This window comes from Pseudomonas sp. NFPP24 (assembly GCF_900112095.1).
GTDB lineage: Bacteria > Pseudomonadota > Gammaproteobacteria > Pseudomonadales > Pseudomonadaceae > Aquipseudomonas > Aquipseudomonas extremorientalis.
In genome coordinates, this window is sequence record NZ_FOKD01000016.1 from 68,700 (window position 1) to 86,054 (window position 17,355).

Below are 17,355 nucleotides of genomic sequence, written 5' to 3' on the forward strand. Positions count from 1 at the left end.
TAAAGAAATAACTGTTCAGATTTTATCCAATTCAGCCTTTATCCAGTCATCGAGAGCGGGTATCATGCCAACCCTTTTTCGAACTCTAATGATCCGGCCCCACAACAGGGAAGTCCTATGTCGGCGGTACGCATCGGCCCATACACATTGCAGAACGGCTTGATCCTCGCCCCGATGGCGGGCGTCACCGACCAGCCCTTTCGTCAGCTGTGCAAGCGTTTGGGCGCGGGTCTAGTAGTCTCGGAAATGGTCACCAGCGACATGAGCTTGTGGAACACCCGCAAATCGCGGATGCGCATGATCCACGAAGGTGATCCCGAGCCCCGCTCGGTACAGATCGCCGGTGGAGATGCACAGATGCTGGCGGATGCGGCCCGGGCCAACGTGGAGTTGGGGGCGCAGATCATCGACATCAACATGGGCTGCCCGGCCAAGAAGGTCTGTAACAAGGCCGCCGGTTCGGCCCTGTTGAAAGATGAGCAGTTGGTGGCCGAGATCCTGCAGGCCGTTGTCGCCGCAGTGGATGTGCCGGTTACCCTGAAGATCCGTACCGGTTGGGACCGGGACAACAAGAACGGCCTGACAGTGGCGAAGATCGCTGAACAGGCAGGCATTACAGCGCTGGCGGTGCATGGCCGTACCCGCGCCGACCTTTACACCGGTGAAGCCGAGTACGACACCATTGCTGCGATCAAGCAGGCGGTATCGATGCCGGTATTCGCCAATGGCGACATCGACTCCGCCGAGAAGGCAAGGCGCGTGCTGCATGCCACCGGTGCCGATGGCTTGTTGATTGGCCGGGCCGCCCAGGGGCGTCCGTGGATTTTTCGTGAGATCGATCATTTTCTGCGTACCGGCGAAGTGTTGCCGGCACCGGGGCTGATCGAAGTGGAACGTATTCTGCTAGAGCATCTGGCCGCCCTGCACGCCTTCTATGGGGACGTGATGGGAGTACGCATTGCTCGCAAGCATGTCGGCTGGTATCTCGCAACCCTGCCGGGCGCCAGGGAGTTTCGCGCCCACTTCAATCGTTTGGATGATACGCAAGCACAGGTCGCCACCGTTCGAGAGTACTTCAGCGAGCGTGAAAAGAGCCTGGGGACAGGGGACGGAGAGGGGGTGGCCGCATGACGATGATGACCGAGACTTTAGTGAGTGGAACAACACCCGTGAGCGACAACGTCAATTTGAAACAGCACCTCAACACGCCGAGCGAAGAAGGCCAGACCCTTCGCGGGAGTGTCGAGAAGGCGCTGCACAATTATTTCGCCCACCTTGAGGGCGCTTCCGTCACGGACGTGTACAACCTGGTGCTCTCCGAAGTCGAGGCGCCCTTGCTCGAAAGCGTGATGAACTACGTCAAGGGCAACCAGACCAAAGCCAGTGAGCTGCTGGGCCTCAACCGTGGCACCTTGCGCAAAAAGCTCAAGCAATACGATTTGCTGTAAGCATTCAATCAAACCAGAAAGGCGCCCGCGTAAAACCGGTCGCCTTTTTTGCTGACTCCTTTGCTTTTGATGGAAATTGAAATGACCGACCAGACTACCCGCCTGCCGATCCGCCGCGCCTTGATCAGTGTCTCCGACAAGACCGGGATCCTCGAATTTGCCCGGGAGCTGGAAGCCCTGGGCGTGGAAATCCTCTCCACGGGCGGGACCTTCAAACTGCTGCGGGACAATGGCGTGGCCGCAGTGGAAGTGGCGGACTACACCGGCTTCGCAGAAATGATGGACGGTCGGGTCAAGACCCTGCACCCGAAAATCCACGGCGGTATCCTCGGCCGTCGTGGCACCGACGACGCGATCATGGCCGAGCACGGCATCAAGCCGATCGACCTGGTGGCCGTCAACCTCTACCCATTCGAAGCCACCATCAACAAGCCAGGCTGCGACCTGCCGACCGCCATCGAAAACATCGATATCGGCGGCCCGACCATGGTGCGTTCGGCGGCCAAGAACCACAAAGACGTGGCCATCGTGGTCAACGCCAGTGATTACGCCAACGTATTGGAAAGCCTGAAAGCCGGTGGCCTGACCTACGCCCAGCGTTTCGACCTGATGCTCAAGGCGTTCGAACACACCGCCGCCTACGACGGCATGATCGCCAACTACATGGGCACCGTGAACCAGGCCGCTGAAACCCTCAGCACCGAAGGCCGCAGCCAGTTCCCGCGCACCTTCAACAGCCAGTTCATCAAGGCCCAGGAAATGCGCTACGGCGAGAACCCGCACCAGAGCGCGGCGTTCTACGTGGAAGCCAAGCCTGCCGAAGTCGGCATCGCCACGGCGACCCAACTGCAAGGCAAGGAGTTGTCCTACAACAACGTGGCCGACACCGACGCCGCGCTGGAATGCGTGAAGAGCTTCGTCAAGCCGGCCTGTGTGATCGTCAAGCACGCCAACCCATGCGGCGTGGCCGTGAGCCCGGATGCTGAAGGCGGTATCCGCCAGGCGTACGAACTGGCCTACGCCACCGATACCGAATCGGCCTTCGGCGGCATCATTGCGTTCAACCGCGAACTGGATGCCGAGACCGCCAAGGCGATCGTCGAGCGTCAGTTCGTTGAAGTGATCATCGCCCCAAGCGTCAGCGAAGAAGCCCGCGCCATCGTGGCAGCCAAAGCCAATGTGCGCCTGCTGGCCTGCGGAGAGTGGTCGGCCGAGCGTGCAGCGGCCTGGGACTACAAGCGCGTCAACGGTGGCTTGCTGGTACAGAGCCGCGACATCGGCATGATCGGCAGCGAAGACCTGAAAGTCGTGACCAAGCGCGCCCCGACCGAGCAGGAGATCAACGACCTGATCTTCGCCTGGAAGGTGGCCAAGTACGTTAAATCCAACGCCATCGTCTACGCCAAGAACCGCCAGACCATCGGGGTCGGCGCCGGCCAGATGAGCCGTGTGAACTCGGCGCGTATCGCCGCGATCAAGGCCGAGCACGCCGGTTTGCAGGTGGTGGGGTCGGTGATGGCTTCCGATGCGTTCTTCCCGTTCCGTGACGGCCTGGACAACGCCGCGAAAGCCGGTGTAACCGCCGTGATCCAACCGGGTGGTTCGATGCGTGATGCCGAAGTGATCGCCGCCGCGGATGAAGCTGGCATCGCCATGGTCTTCACCGGCATGCGTCACTTCCGTCACTGATTCAACTCGATCGAAATGTGGGAGCGGGCTTGTGTGGCGATCGGGCTTGCCACATGAGTTCGGCTCCACATTGAAGCGCACCCTGAGCGCCTACAGAATTTGAGGTTTTTGACATGAATGTTTTGATCATTGGCAGCGGTGGCCGTGAACACGCCCTGGCCTGGAAAGTTGCCCAGGACCCGCGTGTCCAGAAAGTCTTCGTCGCTCCCGGCAACGCTGGCACCGCCATTGAAGCCAAGTGCGAAAACGTTGCCATCGACGTGCTGGCACTTGAGCAACTGGCGGACTTTGCCGAGAAAAATGTGTCCCTGACCATCGTCGGCCCGGAAGTGCCGCTGGTGGCCGGTGTCGTGGACCTGTTCCGCAGCCGTGGCCTGGACTGCTTCGGCCCTACCGCCGGTGCGGCCCAGTTGGAAGGTTCCAAAGCCTTCACCAAGGATTTCCTGGCCCGCCACAAGATCCCGACTGCCGACTACCAGAACTTCACCGAGATCGAGCCGGCCCTGGCTTACCTGCGCGAAAAAGGTGCGCCAATCGTGATCAAGGCCGATGGCCTCGCTGCTGGTAAAGGCGTGATCGTCGCCATGACCCTGCAGGAAGCCGAAGACGCCGTGCGCGATATGCTCGCCGGCAACGCTTTCGGTGACGCAGGTTCCCGCGTGGTCATCGAGGAGTTCCTCGACGGCGAAGAAGCCAGCTTCATCGTGATGGTCGACGGCAAGAACGTCTTGCCGATGGCCACCAGCCAGGACCACAAGCGCGTCGGCGACGGCGACACCGGCCCGAACACCGGTGGAATGGGTGCCTACTCCCCTGCCCCGGTGGTCACGGCCGATGTGCACCAGCGCGTCATGGACCTGGTGATCTGGCCGACCGTGCGCGGCATGGCCGACGAAGGCAATGTGTACACCGGTTTCCTGTATGCCGGCCTGATGATTGACAAAGCCGGTAACCCGAAAGTCATCGAGTTCAACTGCCGCTTCGGCGACCCGGAAACCCAACCGGTGATGCTGCGCCTGCAATCGAGCCTGGTGCTGTTGGTCGAGGCGGCATTGGCCCAGGCCCTGGACAAGGTTGAAGCGCAGTGGGATCCACGTCCGAGCGTCGGCATCGTGCTGGCGGCCGGTGGCTACCCTGCCGACTACGCCAAGGGCGATGTGATTGAAGGCCTGGACGCGGCTGCTACGCTGGAAGGCAAGGTGTTCCATGCGGGCACCGCGCTCAAGGATGGCCAGGTCGTGACGGCCGGTGGCCGTGTGCTATGCGCCACCGCCATGGGCGCCAGCGTCGACGCCGCGCAGCAACAGGCGTACAAGCTGGCCGCGAAGATCGACTGGAAAGGCTGCTTCTACCGCAAGGACATCGGCTATCGCGCCATTGCGCGGGAGCGTGGCGAGAACCAGTAAGCAGCTATCCGTTCGGCTAGGCAGGGGCCGCTGGCCCTTGCCGTATGCAGGCCTACCCGCGCATAGTTAACCGTGCATCAACCTACGAAGGGATTTCGCCGTGCGCTGGCTCAGGATCGCCATAGGTTTCACTGTCAGTCTGCTGACACTGCTCTGCTTGTTCCCGGCCCAGGCCGCCGCGCAAGGCAGTGGCTGGGCAGTATTGCTTGATGAACAGGCCGACCTGCAACTGAGCGACATCCGTTCCTCGCGCTACACCAACCAATTCAGCCCCATCGACCTGGACCGCATTACCGCCGCGGAACCGGACGGTGCGTTGTGGGTACGTTTCAAGCTGCAACCCGGCAAGCACGAACAAGTGCTGCGGGTATTCGCCCCGGACCTGTCGCACCTGAGCCTCTACGTGCTGGACGGCGACACCCTGGTGGAACAACAGAGCACCGGTACACGCCAGCCCCAGGCTGAACGGCCGTTGCCCAGCAGTGACTTCATGCTGCCGATGCCCCAGAGCCAGAACCCCCTCGAGGTCTACCTGCGCCTGGTCTCGGAACACGAACTGCGGCCCTACATCACCCTGGAACCGGCCGTGCTCGCCGCCGCCGACCAGACCCAGACGCTGATCTACGGCCTGCTGTTCGGCTGCCTGTTGATGCTGATCCTGCACAACCTCACGCGCTTCGCCTACCACCGCTCGCGCAGCAGCCTGTGGCTGGCGGCCTGCGAAGTGCTGCTGATGCTCAGCCTGGCGCTGCTACTCAACCTGGTGGGCCCATGGCTGCCGAACTGGCATGCGATCCAGACGCCCGGCGCCTACCTGGCGCTATTGCTCACCGCGCCGTGCGGGCTGATGTTTGCCTACCGGTTCTTCATGCCCCTGGGCCCGCACCCGCTGAACAAGCTGTTGATGGCGGACATCCTGTTCATCGTGCTGTGCGGCCTGCTGTTGTTGTTCGTCAACACCCTGCCGCTGAACATCATCACCTACGCCCTGGTGGCCCTGGCCGGCTTGAGCATGTTGTTTGTCTCGGCCTATCACTGGCAGAAAGGCTACCGCCCGGCACGTCTGTTCGTGGTGGCGATGGTGGTGTTCAACATCGGTACGCTGATCATCCTGCCAGCGTTGCTGGGCCTGACGATGGTCTCGCCCCAGGGCCTGATCGTCACGCTGCTGGCGTTTATCTGCCTGAGCGGCCTGCTGATGAGCCTGGCGTTGGGCGAACGCCAGCGTGCGATTGTCGAGGCGCGTTTCAGCCTCAGCCGCGACCTGGCGGCGAGCAATGCCGAAATCGCGGCCAAGGCCGAGTTCCTGGCCAAGATCAGCCACGAAATCCGCACCCCCATGAACGGTGTGCTGGGCATGACCGAACTGCTGTTGGGTACGCCGCTGTCGGTGAAACAGCGCGACTACGTGCAGACCATCCACAGCGCCGGCAACGAACTGCTTACGCTGATCAATGAAATCCTCGATATCTCCAAGCTCGAATCCGGCCAGATCGAACTGGACGATGTGCAATTCGACCTCAATGCGCTGATCGAAGACTGCCTGAGTATCTTCCGCGCCAAGGCCGAGCAGCAGAATGTCGAACTGATCAGCTTTATCCAGCCCCAGGTGCCCCGCGTGATCAGCGGCGACCCGACGCGCCTGCGCCAGGCCATGTTGAGCCTGCTGGAAAACGCCCTGCAAAAGACCGACGAAGGCGAAGTGCTGATCGTGGTGGCACTGGACGACCGCAGCACCAAGCCACGCCTGCGCATTGCCGTGCAGGACAGCGGCCTGCCCATGGAAGCCTCGGAGCGCGACGCCCTGCTGCACAGTGAGCTGCACAGCAAGAATTTCTTCTCGGCCACCCGCCTCAATGGCCACCTGGGCCTGGTCATCGCCCGCCAGTTGATCCTGTTGATGAACGGCGAGTTCGGCATCAAGAGCGGCAGCCACCAGGGCAGCACCCTGTGGCTGACCCTGCCGCTGGACCCGGAGCGCCTGGAACACCCGACCTCCGACCTCGACGGCCCGCTCAAAGGCGCGCGCGTGCTAGTGGTGGACGACAACGACACCTGCCGCAAAGTGCTGGTGCAACAATGTTCCGCCTGGGGCCTCAACGTCAGCGCCGTGCCCTCGGGCAAGGAAGCCCTGGCGTTGCTGCGCACCAAGGCGCACCTGCGCGACTACTTCGACGTGGTGCTGCTGGACCAGAACATGCCCGGCATGACCGGCATGCAACTGGCGGCGAAGATCAAGGAAGACCCGAGCCTGAACCACGACATCCTGCTGATCATGCTTACCGGCATCAGCAATGCGCCGAGCAAGATCATTGCGCGCAATTGCGGGATCAAGCGCATCCTCGCCAAACCGGTGGCCGGCTATACGCTCAAGACCACCCTGGCCGACGAACTGACTCAGCGCAGCAAAGGCAACGTGCCGCCACGTCCGGTCCTCAGCACTCCGGCCGCCATCACCGTGCCGGCGGATTTCCGCATCCTGGTAGCCGAAGACAACAGCATCTCCACCAAGGTGATCCGCGGCATGCTCGGCAAGCTCAACCTCGACCCGGACACCGCCAGCAACGGCGAGGAAGCGCTGGAGGCGATGAAGGCCCAGCGTTATGACCTGGTGTTGATGGACTGTGAAATGCCGATCCTCGATGGTTTCTCGGCGACCCAGCAACTGCGCGCGTGGGAAGTCAGCCACCAGCGCATCCGCACGCCGGTGGTGGCGTTGACGGCGCACATTCTGTCGGAACACAAGGAACGTGCGCGCCAGGCCGGAATGGATGGGCATATGGCCAAGCCGGTGGAGTTGTCGCAGTTGCGCGAGCTGGTGGAATTCTGGGTCGCCCAGCGGCAACAGCGCCCAGAACACGCACCTTCCTGAACTTGAAATGCAGTCAAATGTGGGAGGGGCAAGTCGAATCGTCGCACCGCCCCTCCCGCCTTTGATCTCTTTCGCCTGATAGACTCTCCACACTTTCCTCCTGCGAGCCGCCCCCATGCTCCACGTGTTATTCAGCGTCTACCTGAAAATGCTGGTGCTCTACAGCCCGTTCTTCGTGCTGTCCTGCTTTATCAGCCTGACCCGTGGTTATTCCAGCAAAGAGCGGCGGCGCCTGGCGTGGAAAGTGGCGCTGGCGACCCTGGTCTCGAGCGTGTTGCTCTACCTGTTCGGCCGGGTGATTTTCAGTGTGTTCGGCATCACCGTCGACGCCTTCCGCATCGGCGCCGGCAGTGTGCTGTTCATTTCCGCCCTGGGCATGGCCCAGGGCAAGTCGGCGGTGCAGACCGACAACGTGCAGCAGGACGTGACCATCGTGCCGCTGACCATCCCCCTCACGGTCGGCCCCGGCACCATCGGGGCGCTGCTGGTGATGGGCGTCAGCCAACCGCACTGGGATGACAAGCTCACCGCCATCCTCAGCATCGCCCTGGCCAGCCTCACGGTGGGCGTGGTGCTGTACCTGTCCAACCGTATCGAACGCATCCTCGGTGACCAGGGCTTGCAGATTGTCAGTCGGCTGATGGGATTGTTCGTGTGTGCCCTGGCCGCACAAATCATCTTTACCGGCGTGCGCGGCTACCTGGTGCCCTAGATCCGGTATTTGGCAATTGCCAGTTGTACCTTGTCCCCCGCGCTTTCGCGCATCAGTTGGATCGTCTTTTCATTGATCACCGAGGTATTGAGCACCAGGCACGTCTGCCCGCTGAAGGCCTCGAAGGAAGAGCTGTCCCACTCCAAGAAGGGCAGCCCTGTCTGTTTGCTCACGCCGTGAGTGCTGTAGGTCACCAGCACCATCGTCAATTCGCCATCGATTTCGGCACAAGAGGCCAGGCCGAAATCACCGCCCTGGTGCACCGAGCTGTTGCGTTTGAACAATTCAAAAGACGCCGGCGTCTGCTTCAACGCCTCCAATGCATTGGCCGCCAGTTTCGGCAGCATGCCCAGCAGCGGCGCAGACAAGGACGTGGAAGCCAACAGCGTGGCAATAAGATTCAGCGCCGCCAGCTGCACGGTCAGCCCCTTGCCCGAACGTGAGACCCGTTCGAAGCTGCTGCGCACCGGGAGCCACCCCAGGCTGACCATCACCTTGATGAATTCGTCGTACCAGTCCTCGGTACCGCGGTGTATTTTCAATACATCGCTGACGTAACTGCTGGCCAGCAAATAACTCTTACGGACATATTCTCGCTTCAGACCCGACAGGCCTTCGGCAAACGAAATCACGCCGTTGTTGACCACGGCTGCGTTGAAGTCATCTTCGGTGTCCAGCGGTACAGCTGCGTGCTTGCCTGACGCGCCCGGTAATTTGTAGGCGGCAATCAACTTGCGCCTTTTTGTCGTGTTGATCCGTCTGTGATGTCGCTCCATTTTGATTCTCCACAAGCACCCCAAAGTGGGGCTTGTGTCCACCCTAGTTCACCGGCCGATGGGCTTTCCAGGCGATAAACATCCCTTGGCGCAAGGCGTTAAACCGTAACGCCCAGCAATAACGCGGCATGACCGGCGTGCCTCCATATTTCGTTGTAAAAAAAAGAAAAAACGCCGAATAACGCCAGAAAAATCCCTGGGCTATTCGGCGCTTTCAGGCAACCGACAGGCCGTTTTCAGGAAGCGGGTTTTTCACCGTACCATCGTGGTGTGTAGACCCATTCGCCACCATCGGCACGGGGAAATGTGCAGGTAGTGGACGAGCCGATCAACACCATGGTGCGCATGTCCACTTGATCCGGCGTCAGTTGCCCCAGCGTGGTGACACGCAGGGTCTGCCCCGGGCGACCTATATCGCGGCCCAGCACCACCGGCGTTTGCGGCGTGCGATGCAGGGCGACGATTTCCAGGGCGCGCCCCAGTTGCCACGGCCGCGCACGCGAGATCGGGTTGTAGAACGCCAAGGCCAGGTCGGCCTGGGACGCGAGGTCCAGGCGTTTTTCGATGATCGACCAGGGTTTGAGGTTATCCGACAGCGACATCACGCAGAAGTCATGGCCCAGCGGTGCGCCCGCCTGGGCGGCAGTGGCCAGGCTGGCCGAGACCCCGGGCAGGATTTCCAGGTCGACCTGATGCCAGGCCGGATCGCTGGATTCGTGCAGCGCTTCGATCACCGCAGCCGCCATAGCGAATACCCCCGGGTCACCGGAGGACACCACCACCACCGAGCGACCTTGGGCCGCCAGCTCGAAGGCGTGGCGGGCCCGCTGCATTTCTTCGCGGTTATCGGTGCAGTGTTGCACTTGATCATCGCGGAACGGGCCGGCCATGCGCACATAGGTTTCGTAACCCAGCACATCGGTGCAACGCGCCAACTCAGCCTTCACCGCAGGCACCATCAACTCGGCGGCACCGGGGCCAAGGCCGATCACGGCAAGGCGGCCACGAACACGACCAATCTGCGACAACTCCAGCGGCTGTTCAGCCACGCTGACCACGATATCGGCGTCCTGGCAAACGCTGGTAAAACGCAACGGCACACCCAGCGCCAACGCCGCCTCATGCAGCGACGCTTCGGCCATCTGCGTTTCGCTGGCCAGCAGGCACGCCAGGGATTGCACGGCCAGACCCGCTTCATGCAACGCCGTGCGTACACGCTCGGCCAATTGCGCGCCGGGTTTGCAGGTCACACTGACGGTCTTCGGGTAGATCAGCAACTCATTGGCGGTGGGTTGGCGCTCGGCACTGCCGACATGAATCGCCAGGCGCGCTTGTGGGTCCTGCGGCAAATTGGCTTGGTCCAGCCAAGGCGCTGCGCCTTCGATGCGCACGTTTTCACCGGCCAGCAAGTCGGACACGAAACGCTTGCCCAACTCCAGGTCGGCCAGCTCGTAGCCCTGCGGCGGGTTGAGCAGGCAGGTGCCAAAACGCAGTTCGCCACTGGTGGTGATCGCAGCGGCCACATTCAACGCAGCAGCAATTTCGCGCGCCATGACGTTCACACCGCCAAGGCCCCCCAGCAACGGCACTACGGCGCTGCCGTCTTCAGCCACGGCCAGCACGGCCGGCTCTTCGCCTTTTTCCAGCAGCAGCGGCGCCAGGGTGCGGATCACGATACCGGCCGCGCACAGCGCAATCAGCGGCGTGCCCTGCTGGTACAACTGGCGCAGGGTCGTGCCGAACTCGCTGTAGGCCTGGTCAGCACCTTCAACGCGGCCGGCAAGACCGTGGATCAGCGCCTCGGGATAAACCTGTTGGATCCTGCGCGCGGTGGCCAGGCTGCCCTGGCCCAGAATGACAATCGCCGGGCTCATCAACCTTGCCACCTTTCACCCGGCACGATGATCAGCGAGAAATAGGGCGAAGACGCCGGGTCGACCTGATCCAGCGGCACGATCTTCTGGTTGGCCATCGTGGCGCGCTCCACATAGAGGGCACGCTCGGCCAGGCCGAGTTCTTCGAGCACCAGGCGCACTTTCGGGAAGTTGCGCCCCAGCTTCATGATCACCGCCGCGTCGGCGTCCGCCAGGCGGCGCTTGAGGTCCTCATGGGGCAACACGCCCGAAAGCACCGACAGGCTCTGGTTGCGATACACCAGCGGCGCCCCCAACACCGAGGCGCCGCCGAGCATCGAGCACACGCCGGGGATGACTTGCGCTTCATAGCGTTCGGCAAGTCGGTCATGCAGATACATGTAGGAACCGTAGAAGAACGGGTCACCTTCGCAGATCACCGCCACATCGCGACCGGCATCCAGGTGCGCGGCAACGTCGACACTGGCAGCGTCGTAGAAATCGCTGATCACCTGCTCATAGGACATCGGCGCCGGCAGTACCTCGGTAGTCACCGGGTACACCAGCGGCATCAAGGTCTGTTGCGGCACCAGGTGATCTTCGATGATGCCGAAGGCATTGCCCTTCTTGCCCTTGGCCACGAAGTACGCCACCACTGGCGATTCGCGCAGCAGGCGCAGGGCCTTGAGGGTGATCAGTTCCGGGTCACCGGGGCCTACGCCCAGGCCGATCAAACGTCCGCGTGCCGGCATTATTCGACCTCCGTGGCCAGGGCATTCACCGCAGCGGCGGCCATCGCACTGCCGCCCAGACGGCCCTGCATGATCACGAACGGCACGCCACGGCTGTCCGCCGCCAGCATCGCCTTGGATTCGGCGGCGCCGACAAACCCGACCGGGAAGCCAAGGATCAAGGCAGGTTTAGGCGCACCGGCATCGAGCATTTCCAGCAGGTAGAACAACGCGGTCGGCGCATTGCCGATCACTACTACGCTGCCTTCCAGATGCGGGCGCCACAGCTCCAGCGCGGCGGCGGAACGGGTGTTGCCCAGTCCACGCGCCAGCTCCGGTACGCTGTCGTCGCGCAGGGTGCAGATCACCGGGTTATTGGCCGGCAGGCGCGCACGGGTCACACCTTCGGAAACCATCCGCGCATCACACAGGATCGGCGCGCCAGCGGCCAACGCATCGCGCCCGGCCTTGCCCGCGCCTTCGGAAAACTGCAGGCCGTCGATGGCCTCGACCATGCCGCACGCATGAATCACCCGCACCGCGAGTTTCTCCAGGTCGGCCGGAATGCGCTCCAACCTGGCTTCCGCGCGAATAATGGCGAAGGAGTTGCGATAGATCTCCTGACCGTCGCGGATGTAATCAATCATCGGTGTTGCTCCGTGGACGAGCGCGCAACAGGGCGCCCGCCGCTTCAATGGAAAGGGTGCGCGCGTGCAGCCGGCCGAAACCGGACTGGGCTGCCTCGCGGAAATAGAGGTCGTAGTGGCCGGGGCTCACCGCCAGCAAGGTGACCGGCGCGACATGCGCGGCGGCACAGGAACGGGGGCAGCCGGACAGGTGCACGTCATGGCCGGGGTTCAGCGCAGCCAGTTGCACGGCGTCAGCCTTGGTGTCGGCCAGGGCCTTGCCGCAACCGCTGGAACCCGTGCAGGCGGTCATGCGCGCCAGGGGTTGGTCGATGGAGCAAAGGAAGCCCAGTTGCGCCAGGCGCTCGGTCACGGCGTGCGGTTTTTCGATGTTGGGCAACAGCACGCCTTGCCAAGGGGTGAAGCGCAAGGTGCCGTCGCCGTACTCACTGGCCAGGTGTGCGGCGCCTTTGAGCATCGTCGCGTCCAGGCGCCCCAAGGGTGCGATGACGGCGACGTAGAACTGATTCTTTTGAACCTGTGGATAAGTGCCGAGGTGCAGCAAAGCCCCGTTGGGCGGGCGTCTGAAGCCTTCAGCCGACAGCAATGGCAGGCGCAGATGCCCCAGCAAGTTATCCACAGCCAGATGCCGCATGCGGGTTTGTTCCGGGCCGGCCAGTTCGAGGAACGCCTCCAGCACGGCCACCACCAGCGCATGACCCTGCTCGAGCGGCACGGCGGCCAGCGGCGCATCCAGCCCCGGGCAACCGGCCAGGCCAAAGGCGAGGAGCGTCTGGCCATTGCGAATAAAGGCCGACAGCCACAGGTCGTGGTGATGTTCGAGCATCGCCAGGGCTTCGCCGCCATCCAGTTGTACGGCGAACTTGGCCGACAGTTCATGGAAACGGGGATGGTTTTGCAGGGTGGCGAGAATCTGCTCAGCCAACGGGCGGGTGTCGAACAGCATCTGCCGGTCGATCCCGGCGCTGGGGCTGAGCATCAGGTTGCGTACATCGTCGCCGGCGGCATTGTCGGGACCCAGGCCTGCGGCCAGTAGCAGGGCGATCAATGCCTGCTCTTGGGTACCGATCCCGCGAATCTGCAGGTTGGCCCGGTTGGTCGCCTCGATCACCCCGCCCGCATGGGCCTGGGCCGCGTCCGCCACGGCATGGGCTTGTGTAGCGCTGATCGAACCACCGGCCAACTTGATCCGGCAAATGCCGCCGTCCAACGCCTGGACAATGCGCAGCAACCCCGGACAAGCCGAGGGGCGCAAGGTATTCACAGCGGGCGTTGGGTTCACGGGGCTACCGGTTGGTGGGTAAAGGCGCGGTATTATGCCTGCTTTGTCCGGCGGCATGAAAAGCCTGCCCGTCGGATGTCGTTCAAGGAATTCATATGTCGCCCTGGCTGACGGTTGTAGGCATCGGAGAAGACGGCTTCAAGGGACTGGGCAGGAACGCCCGGCATGCCCTGTTGCACGCCACGCGGATTATTGGCGGCCAGCGCCAGTTGGACCTGTTGCCGGTGTGTATCCGTGGCGAGCGCCAGGTGTGGCCGAGCCCGTTTTCCCTGAAACCGGTGCTGGCGCGGCGCGGCGAGCCGGTGTGCGTGCTGGCCAGCGGCGATCCGATGTTCTATGGCGTGGGGGCCAGCCTGGCGCGGCAGGTGCCCGCTGAAGAGTTGCTGATTTTACCGGCGCCCTCGTCGGTGTCCCTCGCGGCGGCGCGGTTGGGCTGGCCTTTGCAGGACGTGGTGACGTTGTCCGTGGTGGCCCGACCGTTGGCCGCGATCAATGCGCACCTGGCCAGTGGCGTGCGCTTGTTGGTGCTGAGCAATGACGGTCGCAGTCCTGGCTTGATTGCCTCGTTATTGGCGCAGTCCGGTTTCGGCCAGAGCCGGTTGAGCGTGTTCGAGCACTTGGGCGGCACGGATGAGCGGCGTATCGAAGGTTTGGCGGATGAGTGGCAGCACGCCTGCGTCGCCGATTTGAATCTGCTCGCCATCGACTGCGTCGCTTCTGGGGCAACACCGCGCCTGTCGCGCCTGGCAGGCCTGCCCGACTCAGCCTTCAAGCACGACGGCCAACTGACCAAGCGCGATGTGCGCGCCATGACCCTCGCCCGCCTCGCCCCCATGCCCGGTGAATTGCTGTGGGACGTGGGCGCGGGCAGCGGTTCCATCGGTATCGAGTGGATGCGTACGCACCCGAGCTGCCGCGCGTTGGCGATTGAAGCCGATGAAGGCCGCCAAGGCCTGATCGAACACAACCGCGACGCCCTTGGCGTGCCCGGGCTGCAACTGGTTCGCGGCAAGGCGCCCGAGGCGTTGAGCGGCCTGGAAGCCCCGGACGCCATCTTCATCGGCGGCGGCGTCACCCGCAGCGGCGTGCTCGATACCTGCTGGCAACACCTGCGCCCCGGTGGTCGGCTGGTGGCCAATGCCGTGACCCTGCAAAGCGAAATGACCCTGATGAACTGGCGTGCCCAGCATGGCGGCGAACTGACGCGCATCCACGTGGCGCAGGCGCAGCCGTTGGGGGAATTCGATACGTGGCGCCAGGCGTTGCCGATTACCTTGCTGGAAGTGGTCAAGCCGCTATGAAACGCATCCTGCTGTTGGGTGGCGTGACTGAAGCGCTGGCCATTGCTCGTACGCTGGGCCCGGAACATATCTACAGCCTGGCCGGGGTTGGACGTGTGCCCACCGACCTGACCTGTCAGGTGCGAGTCGGTGGTTATGGTGGTGCCGAGGGCTTGGCGCGATTTGTTCGGGATGAAGGGATTGGGCTGATTGTCGACGCGACCCATCCATATGCCGCGCAGATCAGCCGCAATGCCGCCGAAGCTGCGCGCGCGTGCGGCGTGCCTTGCTGGGCATTGCGCCGACCGGCGTGGCAGCCGCAGATGGGGGATGACTGGCGTGAGGTGAGTGATTGGGCTTCGTTGATTGAAGCGTTGAAGCCCTTCAAACGCCCGCTGTTCACCTTGGGCCGCGAGCCGTTGCAGCATCTGGATGAAATCCCGCCGGAGCAGTTCTGGACGCTGCGCGCACTGGATGTGTATCCGGGGAATGCGCAGTGTGAAGTGATTGGCGCGCGCGGGCCGTTTTTGATTGCGGATGAGCGTGCGTTGTTCGAGCGGCGCGGCATTGATGTGCTGATCAGCAAGAACAGCGGGAGCACGGCAACGGAGCCGAAGTTGGAGGTGGCACGGGAGCGCGGCGTGCCGGTGTTGGTGTTGAAGCGGCCGGTGTTGGCGATGGTAGATCGAGAATTCACTACTGTGCCTGCGGTACTACAGGCAATCGCCACTCTCTAAACACCATCGATTCAGTGTGGGAGGGGGCTTGCCCCGATTACGGTGTATCAGTCTAAACATCTGTGACGGGTCCATCGCCATCGGGGGCAAGCCCCCTCCCACATTTAGAACGGCATCATCATGCAGCGCTTTTCGTTTGCCCGGCAGCATCGTGTACACGCCCCGCAAGCAACTGCGTCAGCTCAATCAACTGCGCGACGCCGAGCAATGCTTCGCGTGGCGCGCCTTCCAGGTTGAAGGCAATGTCACAACTCAGCGCATTGGCTGAGGCCAGGGTTTCGCTGAGGTTGACCAAAAGGTCTTCACTGCTGATTCCATCGGACACGGTGAAAAGCCGGACGGGTCCATCCCTGAGGGCTCGCCATTACTGACAAGATCTGTAAGCCACCCTCAACTCGACCTGCCGAACAGACGATTATCGAACACATGATCGCAAATTCCGAGTTTGCGGACGCACTCAGCGTTGAAGCCGAAGCCCTGAAATCGGATGAACCTGAAGTAGCAGCGCGATTAAACCAATGGCTGGAAAAGGCCCAATACCTCCCTGACAGAAAGACAGGATTCACTCGTTTCGACGCCGCTGACTATCTCCTAACGCAAGAAGATATGGATGCTTTCCTCGAAGCCTGCATCGAAGAGGACCCAGGCGATGGTTCTTTGATCAAAATAGGGAGAGACGACATTGCTCGCGCAACCCGCAGGCTCAACACCAAGCGATAGCCGAACACTGGCAAAATGTGGGAGGGGGCTTGCCCCCGATGGCGGCGTGTCAGCCACTGGTTTGTTGGCTGGGCTGGCGCTAGCGGTGGCAAGTGAATCGTTGCACCAGCCCTCCCACATTTGAACTGTGCAGCTTTGAAGATCGGCATACACTCGATTCCCCGTCTATCCTCAAACCAGTCACTGCGACACCAAACCACACCGCCCCTTTTTACTTATCCCCACCGATCAGGCTAAATACCCGCCTGATCGTTTAACCCTACGGATTGTCCGCCATGGCCCGTCAACGCTTTGCAATTGCCTGGATCGCCTGCCTTGCAGTGCTGTTCAATGCCTTTGCCATGCCGATGGCCAGCGCGATGCAGCAGTCCAGCGATCCGGTCCGGCAATTGCTGTGGGGCAGTTTCTGTTCCTCAAATGGCGCAAGCCTCAAGACCATCGCCCTAGGCAAGCTGGAGATCCCGGCGCCGCAGCAGGACGATCATTCCACCATGCAGCATTGCTGGTGTTGCTCGGGCTCGGCACCGTTGGTGGCGTTGCCGGGGCATGTGCCGCAGTTGTATCTCACCCAATTCAATACTTCACAGCGCTTGCCGCCGCCCCGGCTGCACAGCCCGCCCCCGCGTCAGCAATGGCCAAGCCTCAACCCCCGCGCCTCTCCAACGGCTTGATCTTCTTCGCAAGTGAACTGCGTTTAGAACCGTTCTGGAGAACTGCCATGCTCAAATCTTCCCTGCTTCTGGCTGCGTTGTTGCTGCCGGTGTTCAGTGCTGCCAATGCCGATGACTACAAGGCCGGCGACCTGCTGGTCAGCGATCCCTGGTCCCAGGAATTGCCACCGAATGCGCCAACCGTCGCGGCGTACTTTGTGATTCACAACACCGGAGAAAGCCCGGACCGCCTGCTCAGTGTCGACACCCCCGTGGCGGACAAGGCCGAGCTGCATGAGCATGTAATGCAGGGCGACCTGATGAAGATGCAGCAGGTGCCCAGCGTCGCCGTACCGGCCAAGGGCGAGCTGACCTTCGCGCCCATGGCGTATCACGTGATGCTGCTGGGCCTCAAGGACCGCAGCCTGCTGGCCGACGGCAAGCAATTCCCGCTGACCCTCACCTTCGAAAAAGCCGGCAAGGTCGAGGTGGAAGTGTCGGTGCAGAAAGTGCCGCCGATGGCCACCCACGAGCACAAGCACGCCCAATAGG

17 protein-coding genes are annotated in these 17,355 nt (G+C 62.3%); 11 read left to right on the forward strand and 6 right to left on the reverse strand.

Translation table 11 applies throughout. The features are described from left to right. Positions 1-117: 117 nt before the first annotated feature. From dusB to BM026_RS26630, 6 genes are all read left to right on the forward strand, one after another. Positions 118-1,131, forward strand: coding sequence for a tRNA dihydrouridine synthase DusB (dusB, locus tag BM026_RS26605; protein ID WP_092249945.1), 1,014 nt, complete (start codon positions 118-120; stop codon positions 1,129-1,131). Continuing rightward, complete coding sequence (fis, locus tag BM026_RS26610) at positions 1,128-1,448, forward strand: DNA-binding transcriptional regulator Fis (RefSeq protein WP_002555375.1); 321 nt, start codon at positions 1,128-1,130, stop codon at positions 1,446-1,448. The genes dusB and fis overlap by 4 nt, the downstream gene beginning before the upstream one ends. An 81-nt stretch (positions 1,449-1,529) precedes the next feature. Further along, a complete protein-coding gene (purH, locus tag BM026_RS26615; RefSeq protein ID WP_092249942.1) occupies positions 1,530-3,137 on the forward strand; it encodes a bifunctional phosphoribosylaminoimidazolecarboxamide formyltransferase/IMP cyclohydrolase in 1,608 nt (535 codons plus the stop codon). 113 nt (positions 3,138-3,250) lie between these two features. Continuing rightward, positions 3,251-4,543: a phosphoribosylamine--glycine ligase gene (purD, locus tag BM026_RS26620; protein ID WP_071493000.1), complete on the forward strand. Its 1,293-nt coding sequence runs from the start codon at positions 3,251-3,253 to the stop codon at positions 4,541-4,543. 100 nt (positions 4,544-4,643) lie between these two features. After that, positions 4,644-7,415, forward strand: a complete 2,772-nt coding sequence (locus BM026_RS26625; protein WP_092249939.1) for a hybrid sensor histidine kinase/response regulator — start codon at positions 4,644-4,646, stop codon at positions 7,413-7,415. Positions 7,416-7,530: 115 nt separating this feature from the next. Continuing rightward, a complete protein-coding gene (locus BM026_RS26630; RefSeq protein WP_003171467.1) occupies positions 7,531-8,127 on the forward strand; it encodes a MarC family protein in 597 nt (198 codons plus the stop codon). Here the strand turns inward: BM026_RS26630 and BM026_RS26635 are convergent. From BM026_RS26635 to cobG, 5 genes are all read right to left on the reverse strand, one after another. Next, positions 8,124-8,903: a hypothetical protein gene (locus BM026_RS26635; RefSeq protein ID WP_093530636.1), complete on the reverse strand. Its 780-nt coding sequence runs from the start codon at positions 8,901-8,903 to the stop codon at positions 8,124-8,126. The genes BM026_RS26630 and BM026_RS26635 overlap by 4 nt on opposite strands. 236 nt (positions 8,904-9,139) lie before the next feature. Continuing rightward, positions 9,140-10,777, reverse strand: coding sequence for a precorrin-3B C(17)-methyltransferase (cobJ, locus tag BM026_RS26640; RefSeq protein ID WP_092249933.1), 1,638 nt, complete (start codon positions 10,775-10,777; stop codon positions 9,140-9,142). Further along, on the reverse strand, positions 10,777-11,508 hold the full coding sequence (locus BM026_RS26645) for a precorrin-2 C(20)-methyltransferase (protein ID WP_071491607.1): 732 nt from the start codon (positions 11,506-11,508) through the stop codon (positions 10,777-10,779). Before BM026_RS26645 ends, cobJ begins: the two co-directional genes overlap by 1 nt. Continuing rightward, positions 11,508-12,134, reverse strand: a complete 627-nt coding sequence (locus tag BM026_RS26650; RefSeq protein WP_093128465.1) for a precorrin-8X methylmutase — start codon at positions 12,132-12,134, stop codon at positions 11,508-11,510. Before BM026_RS26650 ends, BM026_RS26645 begins: the two co-directional genes overlap by 1 nt. Further along, complete coding sequence (gene cobG / locus BM026_RS26655; RefSeq protein ID WP_092249930.1) at positions 12,127-13,473, reverse strand: precorrin-3B synthase; 1,347 nt, start codon at positions 13,471-13,473, stop codon at positions 12,127-12,129. Before cobG ends, BM026_RS26650 begins: the two co-directional genes overlap by 8 nt. 38 nt (positions 13,474-13,511) lie before the next feature. Here cobG and cbiE point away from each other — a divergent pair, with 38 nt between their 5' ends. Then, a complete protein-coding gene (cbiE, locus tag BM026_RS26660; protein ID WP_093530638.1) occupies positions 13,512-14,717 on the forward strand; it encodes a precorrin-6y C5,15-methyltransferase (decarboxylating) subunit CbiE in 1,206 nt (401 codons plus the stop codon). Next, on the forward strand, positions 14,714-15,433 hold the full coding sequence (locus tag BM026_RS26665) for a cobalt-precorrin-6A reductase (protein ID WP_093530640.1): 720 nt from the start codon (positions 14,714-14,716) through the stop codon (positions 15,431-15,433). Before cbiE ends, BM026_RS26665 begins: the two co-directional genes overlap by 4 nt. Positions 15,434-15,551: 118 nt before the next feature. Here BM026_RS26665 and BM026_RS26670 read toward each other — a convergent pair whose 3' ends face one another. Next, positions 15,552-15,758 carry a DUF6124 family protein gene (locus tag BM026_RS26670; RefSeq protein ID WP_093530642.1) on the reverse strand — a complete coding sequence of 69 codons (207 nt, stop codon included), beginning with the start codon at positions 15,756-15,758 and terminating at the stop codon, positions 15,552-15,554. Between the two features lie 101 nt (positions 15,759-15,859). Here BM026_RS26670 and BM026_RS29055 point away from each other — a divergent pair, with 101 nt between their 5' ends. The 3 genes from BM026_RS29055 (at position 15,860) to BM026_RS26685 (ending at position 17,354) form a co-directional block, all read left to right on the forward strand. Next, complete coding sequence (locus BM026_RS29055) at positions 15,860-16,153, forward strand: helix-turn-helix domain-containing protein (RefSeq protein ID WP_071491613.1); 294 nt, start codon at positions 15,860-15,862, stop codon at positions 16,151-16,153. A gap of 275 nt (positions 16,154-16,428) precedes the next feature. Beyond that, positions 16,429-16,824: a DUF2946 domain-containing protein gene (locus BM026_RS26680; protein ID WP_071491614.1), complete on the forward strand. Its 396-nt coding sequence runs from the start codon at positions 16,429-16,431 to the stop codon at positions 16,822-16,824. Between the two features lie 47 nt (positions 16,825-16,871). Continuing rightward, a complete protein-coding gene (locus tag BM026_RS26685) occupies positions 16,872-17,354 on the forward strand; it encodes a copper chaperone PCu(A)C (RefSeq protein ID WP_092249915.1) in 483 nt (160 codons plus the stop codon). Position 17,355: the final 1 nt, after the last annotated feature.

What these genes read in the sequence shown, in the direction of transcription:
- BM026_RS26630 (WP_003171467.1), top strand. Translation starts at nt 7,531, where the DNA reads ATGCTCCACGTGTTATTCAGCGTCTACCTGAAAATGCTGGTGCTCTAC.
- BM026_RS26650 (WP_093128465.1), bottom strand. Translation starts at nt 12,134, where the DNA reads ATGATTGATTACATCCGCGACGGTCAGGAGATCTATCGCAACTCCTTC.
- purD (WP_071493000.1), top strand. Translation starts at nt 3,251, where the DNA reads ATGAATGTTTTGATCATTGGCAGCGGTGGCCGTGAACACGCCCTGGCC.
- BM026_RS26645 (WP_071491607.1), bottom strand. Translation starts at nt 11,508, where the DNA reads ATGCCGGCACGCGGACGTTTGATCGGCCTGGGCGTAGGCCCCGGTGAC.
- dusB (WP_092249945.1), top strand. Translation starts at nt 118, where the DNA reads ATGTCGGCGGTACGCATCGGCCCATACACATTGCAGAACGGCTTGATC.
- cobJ (WP_092249933.1), bottom strand. Translation starts at nt 10,777, where the DNA reads ATGAGCCCGGCGATTGTCATTCTGGGCCAGGGCAGCCTGGCCACCGCG.
- cbiE (WP_093530638.1), top strand. Translation starts at nt 13,512, where the DNA reads ATGTCGCCCTGGCTGACGGTTGTAGGCATCGGAGAAGACGGCTTCAAG.
- BM026_RS29055 (WP_071491613.1), top strand. Translation starts at nt 15,860, where the DNA reads ATGATCGCAAATTCCGAGTTTGCGGACGCACTCAGCGTTGAAGCCGAA.
- purH (WP_092249942.1), top strand. Translation starts at nt 1,530, where the DNA reads ATGACCGACCAGACTACCCGCCTGCCGATCCGCCGCGCCTTGATCAGT.
- fis (WP_002555375.1), top strand. Translation starts at nt 1,128, where the DNA reads ATGACGATGATGACCGAGACTTTAGTGAGTGGAACAACACCCGTGAGC.
- BM026_RS26665 (WP_093530640.1), top strand. Translation starts at nt 14,714, where the DNA reads ATGAAACGCATCCTGCTGTTGGGTGGCGTGACTGAAGCGCTGGCCATT.
- cobG (WP_092249930.1), bottom strand. Translation starts at nt 13,473, where the DNA reads ATGCCGCCGGACAAAGCAGGCATAATACCGCGCCTTTACCCACCAACC.
- BM026_RS26680 (WP_071491614.1), top strand. Translation starts at nt 16,429, where the DNA reads ATGGCCCGTCAACGCTTTGCAATTGCCTGGATCGCCTGCCTTGCAGTG.
- BM026_RS26685 (WP_092249915.1), top strand. Translation starts at nt 16,872, where the DNA reads ATGCTCAAATCTTCCCTGCTTCTGGCTGCGTTGTTGCTGCCGGTGTTC.
- BM026_RS26635 (WP_093530636.1), bottom strand. Translation starts at nt 8,903, where the DNA reads ATGGAGCGACATCACAGACGGATCAACACGACAAAAAGGCGCAAGTTG.